This window comes from Bacteroides propionicigenes, assembly GCF_018390535.1.
GTDB lineage: Bacteria > Bacteroidota > Bacteroidia > Bacteroidales > Bacteroidaceae > Bacteroides > Bacteroides propionicigenes.
In genome coordinates this window covers 78,300-98,748 of the sequence record NZ_JAHBBW010000002.1, presented here as the reverse complement: position 1 = coordinate 98,748, position 20,449 = coordinate 78,300, and the positions used below count along the sequence as shown (strand labels likewise).

Annotated in this window: 16 protein-coding genes; 8 read left to right on the top strand and 8 right to left on the bottom strand. The window is 45.4% G+C overall.

Translation table 11 applies throughout. From position 1 onward, the window contains the following. The first annotated feature begins 70 nt into the window (after nt 1-70). From KG118_RS03230 to KG118_RS03205, 6 genes are all read left to right on the top strand, one after another. Nucleotides 71-2,755 carry a calcium-translocating P-type ATPase, PMCA-type gene (locus tag KG118_RS03230; protein WP_117710350.1) on the top strand — a complete coding sequence of 895 codons (2,685 nt, stop codon included), beginning with the start codon at nt 71-73 and terminating at the stop codon, nt 2,753-2,755. A 4-nt stretch (nt 2,756-2,759) separates the two neighbouring features. After that, nucleotides 2,760-3,377: an HAD family hydrolase gene (locus KG118_RS03225; protein ID WP_117710349.1), complete on the top strand. Its 618-nt coding sequence runs from the start codon at nt 2,760-2,762 to the stop codon at nt 3,375-3,377. A gap of 20 nt (nt 3,378-3,397) precedes the next feature. Then, nucleotides 3,398-4,318: a bifunctional riboflavin kinase/FAD synthetase gene (locus KG118_RS03220; RefSeq protein WP_117710348.1), complete on the top strand. Its 921-nt coding sequence runs from the start codon at nt 3,398-3,400 to the stop codon at nt 4,316-4,318. A 351-nt stretch (nt 4,319-4,669) separates the two neighbouring features. Continuing rightward, on the top strand, nt 4,670-5,455 hold the full coding sequence (locus KG118_RS03215; protein ID WP_117710347.1) for a CPBP family intramembrane glutamic endopeptidase: 786 nt from the start codon (nt 4,670-4,672) through the stop codon (nt 5,453-5,455). Then, nucleotides 5,452-6,120 carry a DUF2975 domain-containing protein gene (locus KG118_RS03210; RefSeq protein WP_117710346.1) on the top strand — a complete coding sequence of 223 codons (669 nt, stop codon included), beginning with the start codon at nt 5,452-5,454 and terminating at the stop codon, nt 6,118-6,120. Before KG118_RS03215 ends, KG118_RS03210 begins: the two co-directional genes overlap by 4 nt. A gap of 21 nt (nt 6,121-6,141) precedes the next feature. After that, on the top strand, nt 6,142-6,348 hold the full coding sequence (locus KG118_RS03205; protein WP_117710345.1) for a helix-turn-helix domain-containing protein: 207 nt from the start codon (nt 6,142-6,144) through the stop codon (nt 6,346-6,348). Between the two features lie 29 nt (nt 6,349-6,377). Here the strand turns inward: KG118_RS03205 and KG118_RS03200 are convergent, their stop codons facing one another. From KG118_RS03200 to KG118_RS03190, 3 genes are read right to left on the bottom strand one after another with little or no spacing between them, the layout of a single operon-like run. Beyond that, nucleotides 6,378-6,803 carry a SufE family protein gene (locus KG118_RS03200; RefSeq protein WP_117710344.1) on the bottom strand — a complete coding sequence of 142 codons (426 nt, stop codon included), beginning with the start codon at nt 6,801-6,803 and terminating at the stop codon, nt 6,378-6,380. Nucleotides 6,804-6,822: 19 nt separating this feature from the next. Further along, on the bottom strand, nt 6,823-7,821 hold the full coding sequence (locus KG118_RS03195; RefSeq protein ID WP_117710343.1) for a M20 family metallopeptidase: 999 nt from the start codon (nt 7,819-7,821) through the stop codon (nt 6,823-6,825). Further along, nucleotides 7,818-8,756: a S66 peptidase family protein gene (locus tag KG118_RS03190; RefSeq protein WP_117710342.1), complete on the bottom strand. Its 939-nt coding sequence runs from the start codon at nt 8,754-8,756 to the stop codon at nt 7,818-7,820. The genes KG118_RS03195 and KG118_RS03190 overlap by 4 nt, the downstream gene beginning before the upstream one ends. 225 nt (nt 8,757-8,981) lie before the next feature. Between KG118_RS03190 and KG118_RS03185 the strand changes: the two genes are divergently transcribed. Together KG118_RS03185 and buk are read left to right on the top strand one after the other, a co-directional pair. Beyond that, on the top strand, nt 8,982-9,890 hold the full coding sequence (locus tag KG118_RS03185) for a phosphate acyltransferase (protein WP_117710341.1): 909 nt from the start codon (nt 8,982-8,984) through the stop codon (nt 9,888-9,890). A gap of 11 nt (nt 9,891-9,901) precedes the next feature. After that, nucleotides 9,902-10,963, top strand: coding sequence for a butyrate kinase (gene buk / locus KG118_RS03180; RefSeq protein WP_117710340.1), 1,062 nt, complete (start codon nt 9,902-9,904; stop codon nt 10,961-10,963). A gap of 280 nt (nt 10,964-11,243) precedes the next feature. Here the strand turns inward: buk and KG118_RS03175 are convergent, their stop codons facing one another. From KG118_RS03175 to pnp, 5 genes are all read right to left on the bottom strand, one after another. Continuing rightward, the gene (locus tag KG118_RS03175; protein ID WP_117710339.1) at nt 11,244-12,869 is read right to left on the bottom strand and encodes a SusD/RagB family nutrient-binding outer membrane lipoprotein; all 1,626 of its coding nucleotides are present in this window, start codon (nt 12,867-12,869) and stop codon (nt 11,244-11,246) included. Between the two features lie 13 nt (nt 12,870-12,882). Continuing rightward, nucleotides 12,883-16,320: a TonB-dependent receptor gene (locus tag KG118_RS03170; RefSeq protein WP_117710338.1), complete on the bottom strand. Its 3,438-nt coding sequence runs from the start codon at nt 16,318-16,320 to the stop codon at nt 12,883-12,885. Between the two features lie 189 nt (nt 16,321-16,509). Then, a complete protein-coding gene (locus KG118_RS03165; protein WP_187120005.1) occupies nt 16,510-17,442 on the bottom strand; it encodes a FecR family protein in 933 nt (310 codons plus the stop codon). Between the two features lie 122 nt (nt 17,443-17,564). Then, the gene (locus KG118_RS03160; protein ID WP_117710336.1) at nt 17,565-18,125 is read right to left on the bottom strand and encodes an RNA polymerase sigma-70 factor; all 561 of its coding nucleotides are present in this window, start codon (nt 18,123-18,125) and stop codon (nt 17,565-17,567) included. Nucleotides 18,126-18,298: 173 nt separating this feature from the next. Next, entirely contained in the window at nt 18,299-20,449 is a 2,151-nt protein-coding gene (gene pnp / locus KG118_RS03155; RefSeq protein WP_117710335.1) for a polyribonucleotide nucleotidyltransferase, read from the bottom strand.

Here is a 20,449-nt window from a genome sequence, read left to right as displayed (position 1 = left end):
AGATTTAATAACATTCGCTATACAAATTATTGTTGTATTTTTGCAATTCAATTTAAACCTAACGATTTGCATGACTGCAACAAAGGATGATTTTTATCACGTCGGGCTTACTGACGATGAAGTACGGAAGAGTCGTACTGAACATGGTGTAAACCTTTTGACGCCCCCGAAGCGTCCGTCTTTGTGGAAACTATATTTAGAAAAGTTTGAAGATCCGGTAGTAAGAGTACTGCTCGTTGCCGCTTTCTTTTCTTTGATTATTTCCATAGTGGAGAACGAATATGCCGAAACAATCGGTATCATAGCCGCTATTTTATTGGCCACCGGTATCGGTTTTTTCTTTGAATACGATGCCAATAAAAAGTTCGATTTACTGAATGCGGTAAACGAGGAAACCTTGGTGAAGGTTATTCGTAACGGACGTGTACAGGAGATTCCCCGTAAGGATGTGGTAGTCGGTGATATTATTATTCTGGAAACCGGAGAGGAAATCCCTGCTGACGGTGAGCTGTTGGAAGCCATCTCTCTGCAAGTAAATGAATCCAATCTTACAGGTGAGCCGGTGATTGCCAAGACTATTATAGAAGCCGATTTTGATGAAGAAGCCACTTATGCTTCCAATCGTGTGTTGCGCGGAACAACGGTAGTTGATGGACATGGAGTTATGCGTGTAGAGTCTGTAGGTGATGCTACGGAAATTGGGAAAGTAGCCCGTCAGAGTACGGAGCAAAGCACTGAGCCAACCCCACTGAATATTCAGCTTACAAAACTTGCCAATCTCATAGGAAAAATCGGTTTCTCGGTAGCCGGTCTTGCATTTGCTATCTTCTTTATTAAAGATGTAGTTCTGGTTTATGATTTTGCATCTTTCCATACTTTTGAGCAATGGCTGCCTGCTCTGAAAGCTACTTTGCAGTACTTTATGATGGCGGTAACTTTGATTGTGGTTGCCGTTCCGGAAGGTTTGCCCATGAGTGTGACGCTTAGCCTGGCGTTGAATATGCGCCGTATGCTTTCCACCAATAACCTGGTGCGAAAGATGCATGCTTGCGAAACGATGGGGGCGATTACCGTCATCTGTACGGACAAGACGGGTACGCTGACACAAAACCTGATGCAAGTGTACGAACCGAACTTTTACGGATTGAAGAACGGACGGGAAATAGGAGAAGATGATTTAAGCAAACTGGTAATAGAGGGTATCAGTGCCAATTCCACTGCTTTTCTGGAGGAAATGGTTCCGGGAGAGAAGCCCAAAGGAGTAGGTAATCCGACCGAGGTGGCTTTACTTCTGTGGCTCGACAGTCAGAAGCGTAATTATCTGGAGTTGAGAGAGGCTGTGAAGGTACTTGACCAGTTGACTTTCTCTACAGAACGGAAATTCATGGCAACATTGGTACAGTCTCCTCTGATTGGAAAGAGAATACTTTATGTAAAGGGTGCTCCCGAAATCGTATTGGGAAAATGTAAGGAAGTGCTCTTGGATGGTAAGCGAGTGGATGCGGTAGAATATCGTTCTACGGTAGAGACTCAGTTGCTGAACTATCAGAATATGGCGATGCGTACGCTTGGTTTTGCCTATAAGATAGTAGATGATACGGAACCGGCCGACTGTGTGGCATTGGTTGCAGAGAATGATTTGTCTTTCCTCGGCGTTGTGGCTATCAGTGACCCTATACGTCCGGATGTGCCTGCGGCAGTCGCAAAATGCCAGTCGGCGGGTATCGGTGTCAAGATAGTTACGGGAGATACGCCGGGTACGGCAACCGAAATAGCACGACAGATTGGTTTGTGGAAACCGGAGGATACGGAGCGTAACCGTATTACAGGCTCAGCTTTTGCAGACCTGACGGACAAGGAAGCTCTCGACCGGGTGCTGGATTTGAAGATTATGTCGCGTGCCCGCCCTACCGACAAGCAACGTTTGGTTCAGCTATTGCAACAGAAAGGCGCAGTGGTAGCCGTGACGGGCGACGGGACAAATGATGCTCCGGCCTTAAACCATGCACAGGTGGGATTGTCTATGGGAACAGGAACATCTGTTGCCAAAGAAGCAAGCGATATCACATTGTTAGATGACTCTTTCAACAGTATCGGTACAGCTGTGATGTGGGGACGTTCATTATATAAGAATATACAGCGTTTCATCGTATTTCAGTTGACGATTAACTTCGTGGCATTATTCATTGTGCTGCTTGGCTCGCTGGTAGGTACCGAGTTGCCGTTGACCGTAACACAGATGCTGTGGGTGAACCTGATTATGGATACATTTGCCGCTTTGGCTTTGGCATCTATTCCACCCAGTGAAAGTGTAATGAAAGAGAAACCTCGTAAAAGTACCGATTTCATAATAACCAAGTCCATGAGGAATTATATTCTTGGTATGGGTATGGCTTTCCTTGTATTGCTTATGGGCATGCTGTTCTGGTTTAATAATGAAGAAGACGGTATGACTGTACAGCGTTTGACTATCTTCTTCACTTTCTTCGTTATGCTGCAATTCTGGAATCTGTTCAATGCGCGGGTGTTTGGAACGTCGGATTCTGCCTTTAAAGGCATTTCCAAATCTTATGGTATGGAGTTGGTGGTACTTGCCATTTTGGGCGGTCAGTTTGTTATCGTGCAGTTCGGTGGGGCTGTATTTCGTACGGAGCCGCTTGATTTTACAACTTGGGTGATAATTATTGCTTCTACCTCTTTGGTGTTATGGGTGGGCGAAGGTATTCGTCTTGTCCGACGTTTAATGCAAAAATGAAATAATGAAAAGAAAAGGATTTAAAAACCTTATAGTAGACTTCGGTGGTGTACTGATTGATTTAGACCGCCAACGCTGTTTGGAGAATTTTAAAGAGTTGGGATTGCCCGATGTAGAGCATACTCTCGACAAATATCATCAACAGGATTTCTTCCAGCAGTATGAGAAAGGTCTTATTTCCAGTGATGATTTTCGGAATATAATACGTGAAAAAATAGGAAAGGACGTTACAGACGCTCGGATTGATGCTGCGTGGAATAGTTTTCTGGTGAGTATACCGACTTATAAGTTGGATTTATTATTGGCTTTACGTAAGGATTATGTAGTGTATCTGCTGAGCAATACCAATGAAATCCATTGGAAGTGGTCTTGTGAGTATGCTTTTCCTTATAAGGCATTTCGCGTGGAAGACTATTTTGAGAATATCTTTCTTTCCTATAAAATGAAGATGGCAAAGCCTGATGAAGAAATCTTCCGGAAAGTGCTGGATGATGCAGGCTTGAATCCCAAAGAAACTTTCTTTATTGATGATTCGGAAGCCAATTGTATGACAGCCCAATCATTAGGCATTTCCACTTACACTCCGAAAGCCGGTGAGGATTGGAGGCATTTATTTAAATAAACCAACTGTATAAAGTGAGTATGCGGCTATGCACCGGAACATCTGGTAAAGAACTCCTGCCCAACGTAGCTACTATCGGCTTTTTTGACGGAGTGCATCAGGGACATCGGTTTTTGATAGAACAGGTGTATAAAGCTGCGGCTATACGTGGGCTTGCTTCATCGGTAATTACTTTTCCGGTGCATCCCCGCAAGGTAATGCAACCCGATTTTCATCCCGAGTTGCTTACTACTTGCGATGAGAAAGTCACCTTGCTTGCCGATACCGGTATCGATTATTGCGTCATGCTTGATTTTACGCTTGATTTGGCCCGTCTTTCCGCCAAACAATTTATGGCTATATTAAAACATGACTATAAGGTACAGGCTTTAGTAATAGGTCATGATCACCGTTTCGGGCATAATCGTAGTGAGGGATTTGATGATTATGTACGTTATGGGCAAGAGTTGGGAATAGAAGTGCTATTGGCGCAGGCTTATTTTACTGATACAATGACGGTCAGTTCCTCGGCTGTCCGCCGTCTTTTGCTGGAAGGAAACGTTTCGGAAGCGGCAAACTGCCTGGGGTATTATTTCTTTTTGAACGGTACGGTTGTGAACGGTTATCATGTTGGGCGTAAGATAGGCTTTCCGACCGCTAACCTATGTGTCAACGATTCCGAAAAGCTGATTCCGGCTGACGGAGTATACGCTGTTTATGTTTTTCTCGGCGAGAAGAAGCATACGGGCATGTTGAGTATCGGTTACCGTCCGACATTAAATAACGGCATAGACCGTAGCATCGAGGTGCATATCTTTAATTTTGACGCTGATATTTACAATCAACCTATGCGGTTGTCTTTTGTTCGTCGCACCCGCCCTGAACTGAAGTTCGATTCAATAGAAGAATTGATAGAACAACTTCATAAAGATGAGGCGGAAATCACTGCTATTCTTTCATAACGCTGTTTCTTAAATTTCCATTATAGGGCTTTTTCTTGTCTATTTATTGAGAAACATATTATTTTTATTGTTTTTCGATAAAAAAATGCTGTATTTCTTTGTCCTTTCAGAAAAAGCTCCTTTATTTGCATATCGAAAAACGATAAATTCTTATTGAAAAACAGAATTTAAGATAAGAATAAGTACTGATTATAAAAAGTCCATGGTTATGAAAAGAGCCTTTATGAGTATTACGTTGCTGGTACTGTCACTTTCTATGGTGATGATGTTATTAATGGGAGTTGTTACTACTGCTTGACGAATTTGTAGAAAAATGTGTATCTTTACGCGTTTTTATAAAAGAAGAGAACGATGAAAACAGCGATAAAACTGGTTTTGATTTATTTTGTGATGCAGATTTTGGCTGCATTATTGGTGATGCCTTTCACAATGCTTTATTCTTATGCGGTCAATGGTACGATAGATGATATGAGTGCCGTAGCTTTGGCTCCGAGTATGTTGCTGGGGTTTGTAGGTATGGGAGCTTATCTGTGGAGAAAGGGGTATCTGAAAGGAGATAAAAGGATATGGTCTCCGGTGTCGGTTGCCTATCTGGGATGGAGCATCATTATAGGTTTTTCCACTATTTTCCTGATAGAATTTGTGATGTCAAAATTGTCTTTCCTGCCTGATTGGATGGGAGCTACATTTGATATATTGCAATCGGGTTGGCTGGGTATTATCTGCATCTCGGTATTGGGACCTATTTTAGAGGAAATGTTGTTTCGCGGGGCAATTACTAAAGTGCTGCTGCACAAGTATAGTCCGGTGAAGGCTATTATCTTTTCCGCTCTTATTTTCGGAATTTTCCATATTAACCCGGCACAGGTGGTGGGTGCTATATTATCGGGTGTCTTGTTTGCCTGGCTCTATTACAAAACGGGTAGCCTCGTTCCCGGAATTTTGGTACATATCCTGAACAACAGCCTGTCGGTAGTCCTCAGTCTGCATTATCCGGATGTGAAGTATACATCCGATTTGTTGGGAGAGCCGGCTTATTGGATATGTCTGGCGGTAGCGGTGGTGTTGTTTGTTGTTTCTTACAAAGTGATGAGTTCCTATCGGTTGCCTGATTCTAATATAACTTTTAAGGTATGAAAAGAAGACTGAACATTCTTTGTGTGATTGTGGTGCTCGTACTGAGTTATTCTGTTTTTGAGAGTGGTTACTATTTTGCAGTTGGAGTAAAGGCAGGGGTAGATGCCGGTGCTGAAAGTACAGTTTCTGCGGAAAATCAGAAAGAGTTGATAAATATGAAATATATCAGCCTGTTGCCGGAACAGCTTTCTAAGGTGGGGGATAGCGGGCTTTTTCAGGATTCCGTTTATAATGAGAAGAGCGGAGAATATGTACCGGTTTCTTTCAGTTCGATGATGGTCAGTGTTGATACGAAGTCTACGACTTTGGAACAGGTTGCTTCCTCTTTGTTGAATTTGCTTCATATAGCTATATGTATATGGGCTATCGTACTTTTTGTCCGTTTGGTAATCTCTATCAATAAGTCTGACATTTTCAATTGGAAGAATGTACGCCGTCTGCGGCTTTTGGGAACGGCATTGATTATCAGTTTTTGTACGGCTCTCCTTCCGGCATACCTTACTTTTAAAGGGGTAGGAAAGGTTTTTTCCGTACACGGTTACAATTTGGATCTTTCAGATATGGTGAATACCACCACTTTGGTATTGGGAATTTCCACTTTGATTGTAGCCGAAGTATTTGCTATCGGGTTGAAGATGAAAGAAGAGCAGGACCTGACGATTTAATGGAATATTGAGAAAAAGAAAATGATTATAGTAAACCTTGACATAATGATGGCCCGAAGGAAAATATCCTTGGGAGAGTTGGCGGAGAAGATTGACATTACGCCGGCAAATCTTTCTATTTTGAAAACAGGTAAGGCAAAGGCTATTCGTTTTTCTACATTAGAGGCAATCTGTAAGGTACTGGATTGCCAGCCGGGAGATATACTGGAATACGTGGTTGGTGATTAGGGGTTAATGAACTAACCCCTAATCGCTAATTATTGTTCTGCTTTTGCCTTAAATGCCAGCGCATACATTCGCATCTGTTTCACCATAGAGAGCAATCCGTTGCTGCGTGTAGGTGAAAGATGTTCCTTTAATCCTATCTTGTCTATAAAATAAAGATCGGCATTCAGAATTTCATCCGGTGTATGCCCGGATAGTACTTTGATAAGAAGTGAAATAATTCCTTTCACAATTAAGGCGTCACTTTCAGCTTGGAAAATGATTTTACCATTTTCCTCGTCAGCCTGCAGCCACACACGGCTTTGGCAGCCTTCAATCAGATTTTGTTCTGTCTTATATTTATCGTCAAGCGGTTCCTGTTCGTTTCCTAAATCGATGAGGAGCTGATAGCGATCCATCCAATCGTCGAAATCATTGAATTCGGCAATTACTTCATCTTGTACTTCGTTGATACTCATAATAATTTATCTTTAGTATTTATTTCTCTTTGTAAATAACTTCCATCACCGTCTGCCCTACGGCTTTCAAGGTATTGCGGTCGATGCCGTCCATATCATCCTTCAGGGTATGCCAGTTCTCGTAGAATCCCGTTTCCTCGCTATATTGAATGATGTCGATGGTAGGAATCCGCGCATTTCGGTACACAAAAAGGTGGTCGTCCGTTACGGTAGTTCCTTTTTCTTTTACGAAATAACGCCCGTAGCCCAGATTATTGGCGGCATTCCATACTTTCCGGTTAATGTCTTTGGCAAACTCTTCGGAATATCTTTCGTAGAAGAATGTAGCGTCTTTGGCACCCACCATATCCAGAAGGATGCCGAAGCGCGCATTATACCCTTGTACATGGGGATTCTGCGCCCAGTACTGTGAACCGAGTCCCCAGTACTCTTCTTTATGATTACCTGTATAAGATTGGTGGGGACCGTAGTCTTCGGCATCCACCAATACAATGTCAATACCCAGTTCGGGTTGTTGCTTGTGAAGTTGGCGGGCTATTTCGAGCAATACGCCTACACCACTTGCTCCGTCGTTAGCACCAAGAATGGGAGTATGTCGTTTTTTCTCATCGGGGTCGGCATCCGCCCAGGGACGGCTGTCCCAGTGCGAGAGAAGCACGATACGCTTCTTCGTTTCGGGTTTGTAACTGCCGATGATATTGCGTGCTTTTAACAGTGTACCGTCATAGGCGATTAAGTCTATTTGCTGATTGTATACTGTGGCTCCGAATTGTTTCAGCTTCTTGGCAAGATACTCTCCACAGGCTTTGTGGGCTGCGGTATTGGGTACGCGAGGTCCGAAATCCACTTGTGCTTTGACGTACTGATAAGCGCTGTCTGCATCGAAGAGGGGGACGTTGACCGTACTTTTGGGTTGTTTGTCCTCACTGTCCGCGTTGTTTTTGCTCTTGCTGCTGCATGCCACCATGGCTATGAGTAACAGTAGGGACAGGGGGATGATTGTATAATTCCGTTTCATTCTTTGTAGGTATTAAAACTTAGTTTCACTTCTTTCTTCTCGACCTTCAGTGTGACCTGTGCACCGTTAATCATCGGCACATTCATTGTGACGTGTCCCACCGGAAATCCGAAGCATATGGGATAATCGTATTCTTTTACCAAATCGGCCAATGCACTGTACAAGTCTTTGCCTAAAGACATATTCTCCTCGTATTCGGTAAACTGTCCGATGATAAGCCCGGACAGCTTTTCGAGTACGCCGCCCAGTTTCAGATTGTACATCATGCGTTCCACCGCATGAGGACGCTCGCCTACATCCTCTATGAAGAGTACCGTACCTTCTGCCGGGATGTCATAAGGCGTACCGCGCAGCCCGTAGAAAACAGATATGTTTCCACCTCGAAGGATGCCCGTGCCCTCACCTCTGCGGTTGAGCTTGTGTGCCGGGCAAGTGTAGCTGAATGAGGTTTCTTCTTGCCGATTGCTGCCGAACAAGATGTCCCTTAAAGTCCGGGTGCAAAAGTCATCTTCCGGTTCTACGGTGAGATGTCGTGCCATGGGAGCGTGCAGCGAAGCGAAGCCGTTTTGCTGGAACACATTGTGCAGGGCGGTGATGTCACTGAAGCCGATAAGCCATTTGGGGTGTTGGCGGAACTTGGTAAAATCAAGCTGCCCCACCAGATGCACAGCGCCATATCCGCCGCGGCTGCAAAAGATAACTTTGGCTTTTTCGTCGTCCATGGCTTCCTGCAAGTCCTTCAACCGCTGCTGTATGCTTCCTGCATAGGTACCGTGCGCACTGCCTGCATGCTTGGCGATGACGACCTTCAGTCCCCATGAACTCAGCCGCTTTTTAGCTCCTTTCAGGAAAGACTTGTCAATCTTGCTGGAAGGCGAGAGAATAATCACCCGGTCGCCCTCGTGCACGTATGGCGGAAAAATAAGGCTGTTCATATATCTATCTGTATTTATGGCAAAAGTACACAATTCACCACAGAGAACACAGAGTTTCACAGAGTTTTAACACAGAGGGAATGAAACTTCATCTTCTCTGTGTTAAAAAAATGATGCTCCCTTTGTGTCGAACTTATCAAAATGATATTAAACATTGAAAATAAAATGGGGTGTAACGTTTATTTTCTCGACATTTTTTTAGATATTTGCTAAAAATCTAACGTTATGGAACCTATTCGGAACTTTGATCAATTAACTTCTCATCTGAAAACTTTGAATAAAAGGAAGCGCATTGCCGTAGTTTGTGCCAATGACCCTAATACTGAATATGCTATAGCCCGCGCTTTGGATGAAGGCATTGCAGAGTTTCTGATGATTGGAGATTCGTCCATCTTAGAAAAATATCCTACTTTGAAGAAATATCCCGAGTATGTACAGACTTTGCATATTGAAGATAAGGATGAAGCCGCGCGTGAGGCTGTACGCATCGTGCGCGAGGGCGGTGCAGATATTCTGATGAAAGGTATAATCAATACGGACAATCTGCTCCATGCCATTCTTGACAAGGAGAAAGGATTGCTGCCCAAAGGCAAGATATTGACACATCTCGCCGTTATGCAGATTCCTACTTATGATAAGCTGTTATTCTTCTCGGATGCTGCTGTTATCCCCCGGCCTACTTTGCAACAGCGGATAGAGATGATTTGGTACGCCATCCATACCTGCCGCCATTTCGGTATCGAGCAGCCGCGTATTGCACTTATCCATTGTACGGAAAAGGTCAGCGCCAAGTTTCCTCATTCATTGGATTACGTTAATATCGTAGAACTTGCCGAGGCCGGTGAATTTGGAGACGTTATCATTGACGGTCCGCTGGATGTAAAGACTTCTTGCGAAAAAACAAGTGGAGATATTAAAGGCATCGTATCTCCCATCAACGGGGAAGCGGATGTGTTGATTTTCCCTAATATCGAATCGGGAAACGCCTTTTATAAAGCTGTTTCCCTGTTTTCCCATGCCGATATGGCAGGATTGCTTCAAGGTCCTGTCTGTCCCGTTGTGCTGCCGTCGCGCAGCGACTCCGGTCTGTCCAAATATTACAGTATCGCCATGGCATGTCTAACTTGTAAATAGTAAATACTTAGATGAAGCTACTCGTCATCAACCCCGGTTCTACTTCGACAAAGATTGCCGTATACGAGAACGACGTTCCCCGCTTGGTGCGCAATATCCGTCATACGGTAGACGAACTGTCTGCCTTCTCACATATCATCGACCAGTTTGAGTTTCGGAAGAATTTGGTGTTGAAGGAGTTGGAGACTAATAATATTCCTTTTGAGTTTGACGCCATAGTGGGACGCGGCGGACTGCTGAAACCCATACCGGGCGGTGTGTATGAAGTGAATGATGCCATGCTGGACGATATTCTACATGCCATGCGTACCCATGCCTGTAACTTGGGATGCCTCATAGCTTCCGAGCTTGCGGCATTGCTTCCGGGCTGCCGCGCATTCATAGCCGACCCCGGTGTGGTGGACGAACTGGACGGGATAGCCCGCATCACGGGTTCTCCCCTTATGCCGCGCATCACTATCTGGCATGCGCTGAACCAACGAGCCATTGCCCGCCGCTATGCAGCCGAGCATAATATGCATTATGAAGATTTAGACTTGATTGTCTGTCATTTAGGCGGCGGCATATCCGTAGGGGTTCATCATCATGGCAAGGCCATCGACGTAAATAATGCGCTTGATGGTGAAGGCCCGTTCTCACCGGAACGTGCAGGCACACTTCCTGCCGGGCAGTTGATAGACCTCTGCTGTTCCGGTCGCTACACAAAAGACGAACTTAAAAAACGCATTTCCGGTTGTGCCGGACTGACAGCCCATTTGGGCACGACCGATGTTCCTACCATTGTCCGTCGGATAGAGGAGGGGGACAAGCACGCCGAATTGGTCTTGAATGCCATGATTTATCAGATTGCCAAAAGCATCGGTGCGGCTTCTGTTGCGCTGTATGGTGAGATAGATGCCATTCTTCTGACAGGTGGCATGGCGCATTCCGATTATATCATTTCCCGTTTGAAGGAGCGCATTTCATTCCTTGCTCCGGTTCACGTCTATCCGGGTGAGGACGAGATGGAAGCACTGGCGCTGAACGCGCTTGGGGCATTGAGAGGAGAACTGCCGATACAGGAATATAAATAATTCTCATAGCGTTTACAATCAATAAGATACATGTACCAAGTTTGTATCACCCTTTGGTACACCTTGTACCAACCGATTGGTATTTGTCGTACCACAGGTTGGTATTTGTCATACCACTCGTTGGTACTTGCCGTACCAACCATGGATATATCCCAAAACCTCCGAGTTTGAAATAAAAGAAGGAGCAAAGCCCCCCGACTCTGCTCCTTACAATCTTTTTTCCCGTAATAAACTAATACGGAGAAAATACCACTAATCAAAAAATATACCTTTGTATCCTCTAAAAGTTATTCCGTCCGGCATCCCACCAAAGACGTGTGCCGCCATTGTCTGCACCACCCAGTTTGCTTACTAAAGCGTCATACAATGCTTTGTTGTCCGTTTTGTAGTCTTGGTTGAAGAATACGCGGCGGATCATGTCTTCGGTGCTGATGGTATTGCCGCTGTTGTTCACTACAACCTTGAAAAGCTGGGGATAACCGGTTCGGCGTTGTTCCGCCCACGCTTCGCAGCCTTCCGGATAGAGTGCCAGCCACTTTTGGGTAATGATTCTTTCTAATTTCTTTTCGGTGGTGGCGCTTTCATCCCATTTGGGAGTAATGTCCGTTGTGGCGGCAGCATCGAATTCCTTGTCGAATGTGTCTGTATAGGGCGCGGGTTTTAGGTCATTTTCAAGGTATTCGCTTACGCCGCTGGCATCCCATTGGGAGAAAGATACGGTGATGCCTTGCTTGTAACAGCTTTCCACATTCTCGGAAGTGTAGCCTCTTAAGGCAGCTTCTGCACGCAGGAACCATACCTCGGCAGCACTCATGATAACAATCTTACTGCCGGTCGTAATAGTGGTTTGAGAGTGGGTGGAGTAGCGGTTGTCTGCTACGCCTGTTCCCTGACGGATACCTTTGTACGCATCTTCAATACTGCTCAACTGTTTCACGCCGGCCACTTCTTTGGTTATGTTTCCGTCTTTGTCTCTACCGTCTTGTGCAAGGTTGAAGTAAGATTTGATGCGAGGGTCGTTATAGCCTTTTAAGAAAGACTCCAGATTAGCGTTCATATAGACTTCGCTCCAACCGGAAACACCGCCCAGCGGGTTACGGATGCCATATTCGCCTACCGTTTCGTTGGCTGTCTCCAGTACGCCGCCGTTGGTTGCATCCAAAGCCGCTTTAGCTTGTTCCTCTGCCAGTGCGGGAGCTACGTTGGATACGCGCATTGCCAGGCGCAGGCGGAGGGAGTTGGCGAATTTCAGCCATTGTGCGGGGGTACGTTTGCCTTCGGGCATCATGAAGTCGGCACTTTCAAAAGATACGCCGCCTTTATAATCTTTTAGAATGTTTACTGCTGTGCCCAAATCTTCGAAGAAACGTTTGTAAACTTCTTCTTGGGACTGCGGTTTCTGGTCGGCTGTCCCAAATCCGTCGTACAGGATAGGACCGTAATAGTCGCTCACGCGGTGCAGGGTTGCTACTTTCAGAATTTTGGTGATGGCATGATAGAGCGGCCACTCCTTTTCTGTATTCAGCGCTTCCGCATCGGCGATGGATGGCATGACATATCCGTAGGTATATACCCACATGGCGCTTGTCCAGCCGTTATTCAAGTTGTACGTGGAGTTGTTGGCGTTGAATGAGCCTACCATGTCGTGGAAATATCCGCAGAACATATCTGCCGCTAAGTTCTGTATGATTTGGTATTGCCAGTCTGTTCCGTCTATCCCCGTTTGGTAGATGATACCCTTCTGGATGGTGGAGAAGGGAACGAGATTGGTCTGGTTATCGTACTTCTGCAATTCGTCTGTATAGGCTCCGTCGGTGCTGTTGAAGTCTGCGAAGTTATCGGTACAAGCTGTGAAGCTCAGGAGACCGCCGAGGAGTAGTGCGGTTGTATATTTTATCTTATTCATATTGTTCGGGTGTTTAGAAGGTAAATTTAATGTTGAATCCGATGTTTCTCGTTGAAGGCATACCGAAGGTGTCCAAACCTTGGTTATCATTGCCTACCGACATGGTCGCATCCGGGTCGAATGGGGCGTCTTTGTAGAAGAAGAACAAGTTGCGTGCTACCAGTGACAGGTCTACACCTTTAATGAAGCCTGTTCTTTCGAGCATCTGTTGCGGGAAGGAATAGCCTAATGAGATTTCGCGCAAACGGATGTTGGTTCCGTCATAACAGTAAAATTCTGTTGTACCGTTGCCTCGGTCGCCCACCATTTGATAGAACTTTTGTACATCGTCAATCTTTTGTCCTTCCAGCATATAGTAGCCTGCGTTGCGGGCATCGCCGGTGACCTTGCTTACACCTGCGTAGTCCAGCGCGGCCTGTGTCAGCGAAACTACTTCACCGCCTACACGTGCGTCAATCAGGAAATAGAGGGAGAAGCCCTTGTATGTTACGGTATTGCTCCAGCCCAGTGTCCAGTCGGGATTGAAGTTGCCGATTTTGGCGGCTTTGTCGGTTGTTACTTGTGGCAGACCGGCTTTGGCATTGGGATTTCCGTCTTTGTCTGTTGCGGGTTCCAGCAAGATTTTTCCGTTTGCATCGCGTACGAATACATTACCGTAAATGTCGCCCAGCGAACCGCCCTCTACAACCATCATCTTATAAGGCATACTTACGTTGCCCGAAGCATATTGGAAGTTGGGTGTGCCGCCCAAAGAAACAATCTCGTTCTTGTTGGTGGCAAAATTGAACTGGGTTTTCCAACGGAAATTATCGTTCATCAGCGGGGTGGCTCCTAAGGTGATTTCAACACCCGTATTGCGTATCTTACCTGCGTTAATCCAGCGGTAAGGACGCTTTTCTGCGGTAGTGTTTACGCGAATCAGCTGGTTCTTGGTGTCTGTGCGGTAGAATGTGAAATCAAAATCCAGACGGCTGTTGAGGAACTTCCATTCGGTACCTACCTCGATAGAGTTGCTGATTTCAGGTTTCAGGTCTTCTGCAAAGTAATAGTCGATGGGTTTCACTACACCGCCTGCCGTGATGGTCTGTGCGGGACTGGTGATGCCGATGGGCAGGTCGTTACCTACTTGTGCCCACGAGGCGCGTACTTTGCCGAAGCTAATCCATTCCGGCAGATTGAGTGTCTTGTTGAGAATCCATGAAAGACCTACCGAGGGATAGAAGAAGCCGGAGTTTTCGCTCTTGGTATTGGCAAGCGTGGAAGACCAGTCGTTGCGTGCGGTGACATCCAGATAAACGCTTTCTTTCCAACCGATTTGTGCGGTGGCGAATATGGACTGGATGGTGCGTCTTTGGTTGGCTGTCTCGTCTATGAATGAAGTGCCTGCACCGCTGAGGTTCATGTTGGGAACTGTAAAGACATTGGCTTTGTACAAACCCGATTTACCGGAGTCAAGGCTCAATGAGTTCACTTTGGTGGTATTGATGCTGCTGCCTATGGCTGCATTCAAACTCCAATCATTCCATGTTTTGTTGAACATAGCCATGAAGTCGCCGTAAACCATAAAGTCTTGGCGGTTCATTTTTATGTAACGGCCGTTTTGGTGTGCCACGTCGGCAGCTGTACCGGCATACATTTTCTGGTCGTAGTTATCATTGATGTAGTCCACGTTGCCGCGTGCCTGGACGCTGAACCAGTCGGTTATCTTCAGATTGGCGCTTAAAGAAGCCAATGTACGGAAACGCTTGTCGGTACCGGTTACTCTGTTTGTCAGCCAATAGGGGTTCTGGGAGAATCCGTTGATTTCTGTATACCAGTTTTGCAGGGGCATGGCTCTGCTTTCATCGTATTTCTCAAAACCGTTGTTGTTGCGGTATACTCCGAGGTCTTCACCGCGCGGAAAGGTGTACAGACCTACCAACGGGTTCATGTAATATCCGCCGGAAGTAGGACGGTTCTTGATTTTCTGGGTCATCAGGTTTACGTTGGCATCCAATGTCAGGCGGTCGTTGAATAAGGAGGCTGTTTCGCGGAACGTGATATTATGCTTTTGCAGTTTGTTTACGTCGACAATACCTTTGGCGGTGGTGTTGGCGTAAGAGAAGTAGGTCTGCATTTTTTCCTTACCTGTCATGATAGACAGGGAGTTGGTGGCGGTAACTCCGTTACTGAAATAGTCGCCAACGTTGTCGTAAGCCTTTATGGGTTTGGAGTTTGCGTTTTCCGAACTTGCCCCCCAGCTTGTAGCCCCGCTTGCGCCGTATCTGTCTTGGAATTCGGGCAGGCAAATGGCATGGTCTACGGTCAGGTTGGAATTGAATACGATGCGTTGCATACCGGCTTTCCCTTTCTTGGTGGTAATCAGGATTACGCCGTTGGCGGCTTGGGAACCGTAAAGGGCGGCTGCGGAAGCGCCTTTCAGAATGCTCATGCTTTCAATATCATCCGGGTTTAAGTTGGAGATGCCGTCGCCGGAGTCGCGGTTGCCGGCATCGTTGTTGCCGCCCATGGCGGAGAACGCCTGTTCGGCTACACTGTTCAGCATGGGTACGCCGTCGATGACGTATAGCGGTTGGTTGTTGCCGTCGGCATTGGCGGAACGGATACCACGAATGGAAACTTTAGCGGAACCGCCCAGACCGGAAGAGTTGCGGGTGATGGATACACCTGCCGTTTTGCCGGCAAGAGCGTTAATCATATTGGGGTCTTTGGCGCGGGTCAGTTCATCGCCGCCTACTTGTTGGGTAGAGTAAGTCAGGGAAGCTTCTTTTTTCTTGATACCCATAGCTGTTACAACAACGGTTTCCAGGGCCAAAGCTTCTTCTTTCATTTGGATTTTTAGCGATGTGCGACCGTTGAGTACAATGTTTATGGGTTCATAACCTATATAGGAGATAATTAAAGTGGCATTGACAGGCGCATTGAGGGTGAATTCACCATCGAGGTTGGTAATGATGCCGTTTGTCGTTCCCTTTTCCAGTACGTTTGCACCGATAATCGGTTCGCCTTTGGAGTCGGTGACAACACCTTTTACGGTAACTCTTTCTTGTTGTGCTCCGGTGGTATTTTCTATATTTTCACCTTTTTTGGTCAGGACAATGTTCTTGCCTTCCATTACATATTTAATGTTTGTTCCGGCAAATACTTCATCCAAAAGTTCGGACACAGACAAGTTTTCCGCTTCTACATTGACGGTGCGGCGAACATCTACGTTCTTCTTGTTGTACACAAACAAATACTCTGTTTGTGACTCGATTTTGGACAGTACCTGACCTACTCTCAACTGGGAATTGGGGATACTTACTTTGGCATTCTGCGAGTAACTATTCCCGCAGTATGCTTGGAATGTTACAAACAGGAGAAGGAATAGTGTGATCTTCATGGTACGCAATAATTGCTTAAATTCAAAACTTTTTGGACAAAAAAGCCCGTTCAAAGAAATTTTTCTCATATCTTTGTCACTGTGTTAAGTTAATAAATTGATTAAGGTCGATTTTTGACTGTTTCGGATCGGAAAGTATGGGGGTACTTTCCGATCTTTTTATATCAAAAAGGGAAGGTGAAATTTTAGTCTGTTTCTGCTATGGTTTCATATTATTTGTTTTTAAGGGGGTTGGTACTAAATTCAAAGGTTCTTTATTTATTCATATATGATTATCGAGTCTTTGTCTTCATTGATACTGAACTTGAACGGATGCTCTTTGGAGATGGTCCGCAAGATGTGCTCAATACCGTCCTGCTCTCTGAACTTACCGGTCAGACCTTCGTGAGTCAGTAGTCTGGGGTTAGTAACGGTTATTTTTACATTGTAGTATTTCTCAAGTTTATCTAAAATACCGCTGAACGGAACATCGTCGAAACAGTATAATCCTTCTTTCCAACGAAGATATTCGTAGGAAGGAAGAATCGTTTTCTTGCAACGTCCGTCGTAGTTGGCAAAGAATTCATCCTTTTGCAGGCGAGTAATCACTTGGTCATTGCAGCTTGGATAAATGTCTACAATACCTTCTACCAAAGTAGTTTCAAACTCTCTGCTGCCCTTGTATGCGCAAACATTGAAGCAGGTTCCGACAACTCTTACTTTATTCATCTCTGTATGTACGTAGAATGGCAGTTTCTTGTTCTTGGCAACCTCGAAGTAGGCTTCACCGTCCAATTTCACATTGCGTTCGTTGCGGCCGAAGTCGGAAGCATAGGTCAGTGTTGATTTAGCGTTCAACCATACACGTGTACCATCGGCAAGCGTGATTTGGGCACGCTGTCCGGCAGGCACAGTGATGGTTTGGGGCTGTGAGTCTCTATTATAGATATAATCTGTGGTCATATAGTAACCGGATACAGCTATGATGATAGCTGCTGCAATACGCGCAGTCCAACGGAGCATGGGTATGAGACGTATTGTTTTTTTCTCATTATCTTGTTTGGTGGAGAATAAAGATACATCGAACAGCATACGTTCTTTCAGGTAGGTTTCCCGGTTTTCCTCGGAGGCTTCAACCCAATCCAAAATCTGCTTTTCTTCTTCAATAGAAGTTTTTCCTTTAAAATACTTATATAGTAATTCTTGATTTATCATAATAAAAGTTGTTTGTTTAAGAAAGGACTTTCAGGACCCTTCTGTATACATAACCGCTGAGACGGAAACAACCCTATTGAAAAATGAAACTTTTTTTGAATAAAGGTGAATTTAACGTTTTAGAGGAGTATAGAAGCCAAATAATCTTTTAATTCCAACCGCAATATGCGTAAAGCTTTGGTGATGTGTGCCTCTACGGTTTTCAGTGAAATATGCAGTTGTTCGGCTATTTGCCTGTTGGGAAGATTCTGATAGCGGCTTAGCATGAAAATAGTCCGGCTCTGTTGTGGCATTTGCTCCAACGCTTTATGAACGATGTGTTGTATTTCGGCATCGAATATCAGTTCGGGTTCACAAGCTTTCAAAGTAGATATACGTAAATTCAGCTCCCGCTGGCTGTGACTGTTGATGTCTTCTTCCGCACGCAGACGGATTTGTTTGTGTTCCAGAAGGTTGAGCGCTTTGTTCTTGATGATGGTCAGCATCAGCGCTTTTAAGTTGCTTCCTTCTTCCCATCGTTCTCGGTGCTCCCATAGGGAAATCATGGACTCCATCAATACATCCTCGGCTTCCGCTTTGTTTCTGAGGTAGGAATAAGCAAAAGTCAGGAACTTTTCTTGGTTCTCTTGAAAAAAACGTGAGAAAAGGTCCATTGTATGTAATTTGGTAGAATCGGACATTTAGCTGAGCTTTTTTTGTGCGATTTAAGGTTTCACATGACAAAACAACGCAATCTTTTCGTAATATGCAAACAATATTCATTGTTTTTATAACTGTCATTGGCGGGCTGGAACAAAAAGAAAGCCCGGCAGACTACTGCCGAGCTTATTAATCCTGATATGTTTAATAAGGATTATTTTTCTTTCTTTTCCGGTCTTTCTTGTTTTTCCGGTCTTGGAAGCAATACTTTGCGGGAAAGTTTGAACTTACCTGTCTTCGGGTCGATGTCGAGCAACTTCACGTCTATTTCGTTACCTTCCTTAATTCCGGCTTCTTCTACTGTTTCCAGACGTTTCCAGTCGATTTCGGAAATGTGGAGCAAGCCGTCCTTGCCCGGCAAGAACTCAACGAATGCACCGTAAGGCATGATGGAGCGTACTTTGCCTTTGTAGACTTCGCCTACTTCCGGTACAGCTACGATACCTTTGATGATACGCATTGCATCGTCAATGCTTTTCTTGTTGGTTCCGGCAATTTCAATTCTACCGATGTTGTCTATTTCTTCAATGGTGATTGTTGCACCGGTTTCTTCCTGCATACCCTGAATAATCTTTCCGCCCGGACCGATTACGGCACCGATGAATTCTTTAGGAATAGTCATGGTTTCGATGCGAGGAGCATGCGGTTTCAGATCATCATGCGGTTCTGCAATACATTCAGTGATTTTGCCCAAGATGTATTCGCGACCTTCTTTAGCCTGCAACAACGCTTTTTCAAGAATCTCATAAGACAGACCGTCTACCTTGATATCCATCTGAGTAGCGGTGATACCGTCTTTTGTTCCGGTTACCTTGAAGTCCATATCTCCAAGGTGGTCTTCATCACCGAGGATGTCGGATAATACGGCATATTTCTCTTCGCCTGCGTTCTTAATCAATCCCATTGCGATACCGGATACGGGTTTCTTGATTTTTACGCCGGCATCCATCAGCGCCAGTGTACCGGCACATACGGTAGCCATAGAAGAAGAACCGTTTGATTCGAGTATATCGGATACTACACGCACTACGTACGGATAGTCTGCAGGAATTTGTCCTTTCAGTGCACGCCATGCAAGGTGACCGTGACCGATTTCGCGACGGCCTACACCACGCTGTGCCTTCGCTTCGCCCGTAGAGAACGGCGGGAAGTTGTAATGCAACAAGAAACGTTCTTTTCCATGTTCCAGAACATCGTCGATAATCTTTTCGTCCAGTTTGGTACCTAAAGTAACCGTAGACAAAGACTGGGTTTCACCACGTGTGAAGATAGCGGAACCGTGAGGACCGGGCAGGTAACCGATTTCGCACCAAATAGGACGGATTTCGGTGGTCTTACGTCCGTCAAGACGCTTGCCTTCGTCCAAGATGGAACGGCGCATAGCTTCTTTCTCAACATCGTGATAGTAACGGTCGATAAGCGGAGCTTTTTCTTCCAGTTCTTCTTCACTGAACTGCGCTTTGAATTCTTCGCGGATAGCATCGAAAGCGTCCATACGTTCGTGCTTGTTCTTGTTGCCGGAAGCAGCAATGGCATAAGCCTTGTCATAGCAAGCATCGTGAACAGCCTTGCGAAGCTCTTCATCGTTTACTTCGTGACAGTATTCACGTTTTACGGTAGAACCAACCTCTTCGGCAAGTTCCATTTGGGCTTTACATTGTATTTTGATTGCTTCGTGAGCAGCCTTCATGGCTTCCAGCAAATCTTTCTCGGAGACTTCGCTCATTTCACCTTCTACCATCATGATGTTTTCATAAGTGGCGCCTACCATAAGGTCCATGTCGGCTTTTTCCAGTTGCTCGAAAGTAGGGTTGATAACGAATTCGCCATTGATACGTGCTACACGTACTTCGGAAATAGGTCCGTTGAAAGGAATATCTGAAACTGCAAGGGCAGCGGAAGCTGCAAGTCCTGCCAACGCATCCGGCATATCAACGCCGTCTGCGGAAAAGAGGATGATGTTTACATATACCTCTGCGTGAAAATTATCGGGGAATAAGGGGCGGAGAGCACGGTCAACGAGTCGGCAAGTAAGGATTTCATAATCAGAAGCGCGACCTTCGCGTTTTGTAAAACCTCCGGGGAAACGCCCGAATGCGGAGAATTTTTCTTTGTACTCTACCTGTAACGGCATAAAATCTGTTCCGGGAACTGCGTCCTTGGCGGCACAAACAGTAGCTAAAAGCATGGTGTTGCCCATACGAAGCATTACAGAACCGTCTGCCTGTTTTGCCAGCTTTCCCGTTTCGAGCGTGATGGTTCTGCCATCAGGAAGCTCGATCGTCTTAACAATTGGGTTAATCAT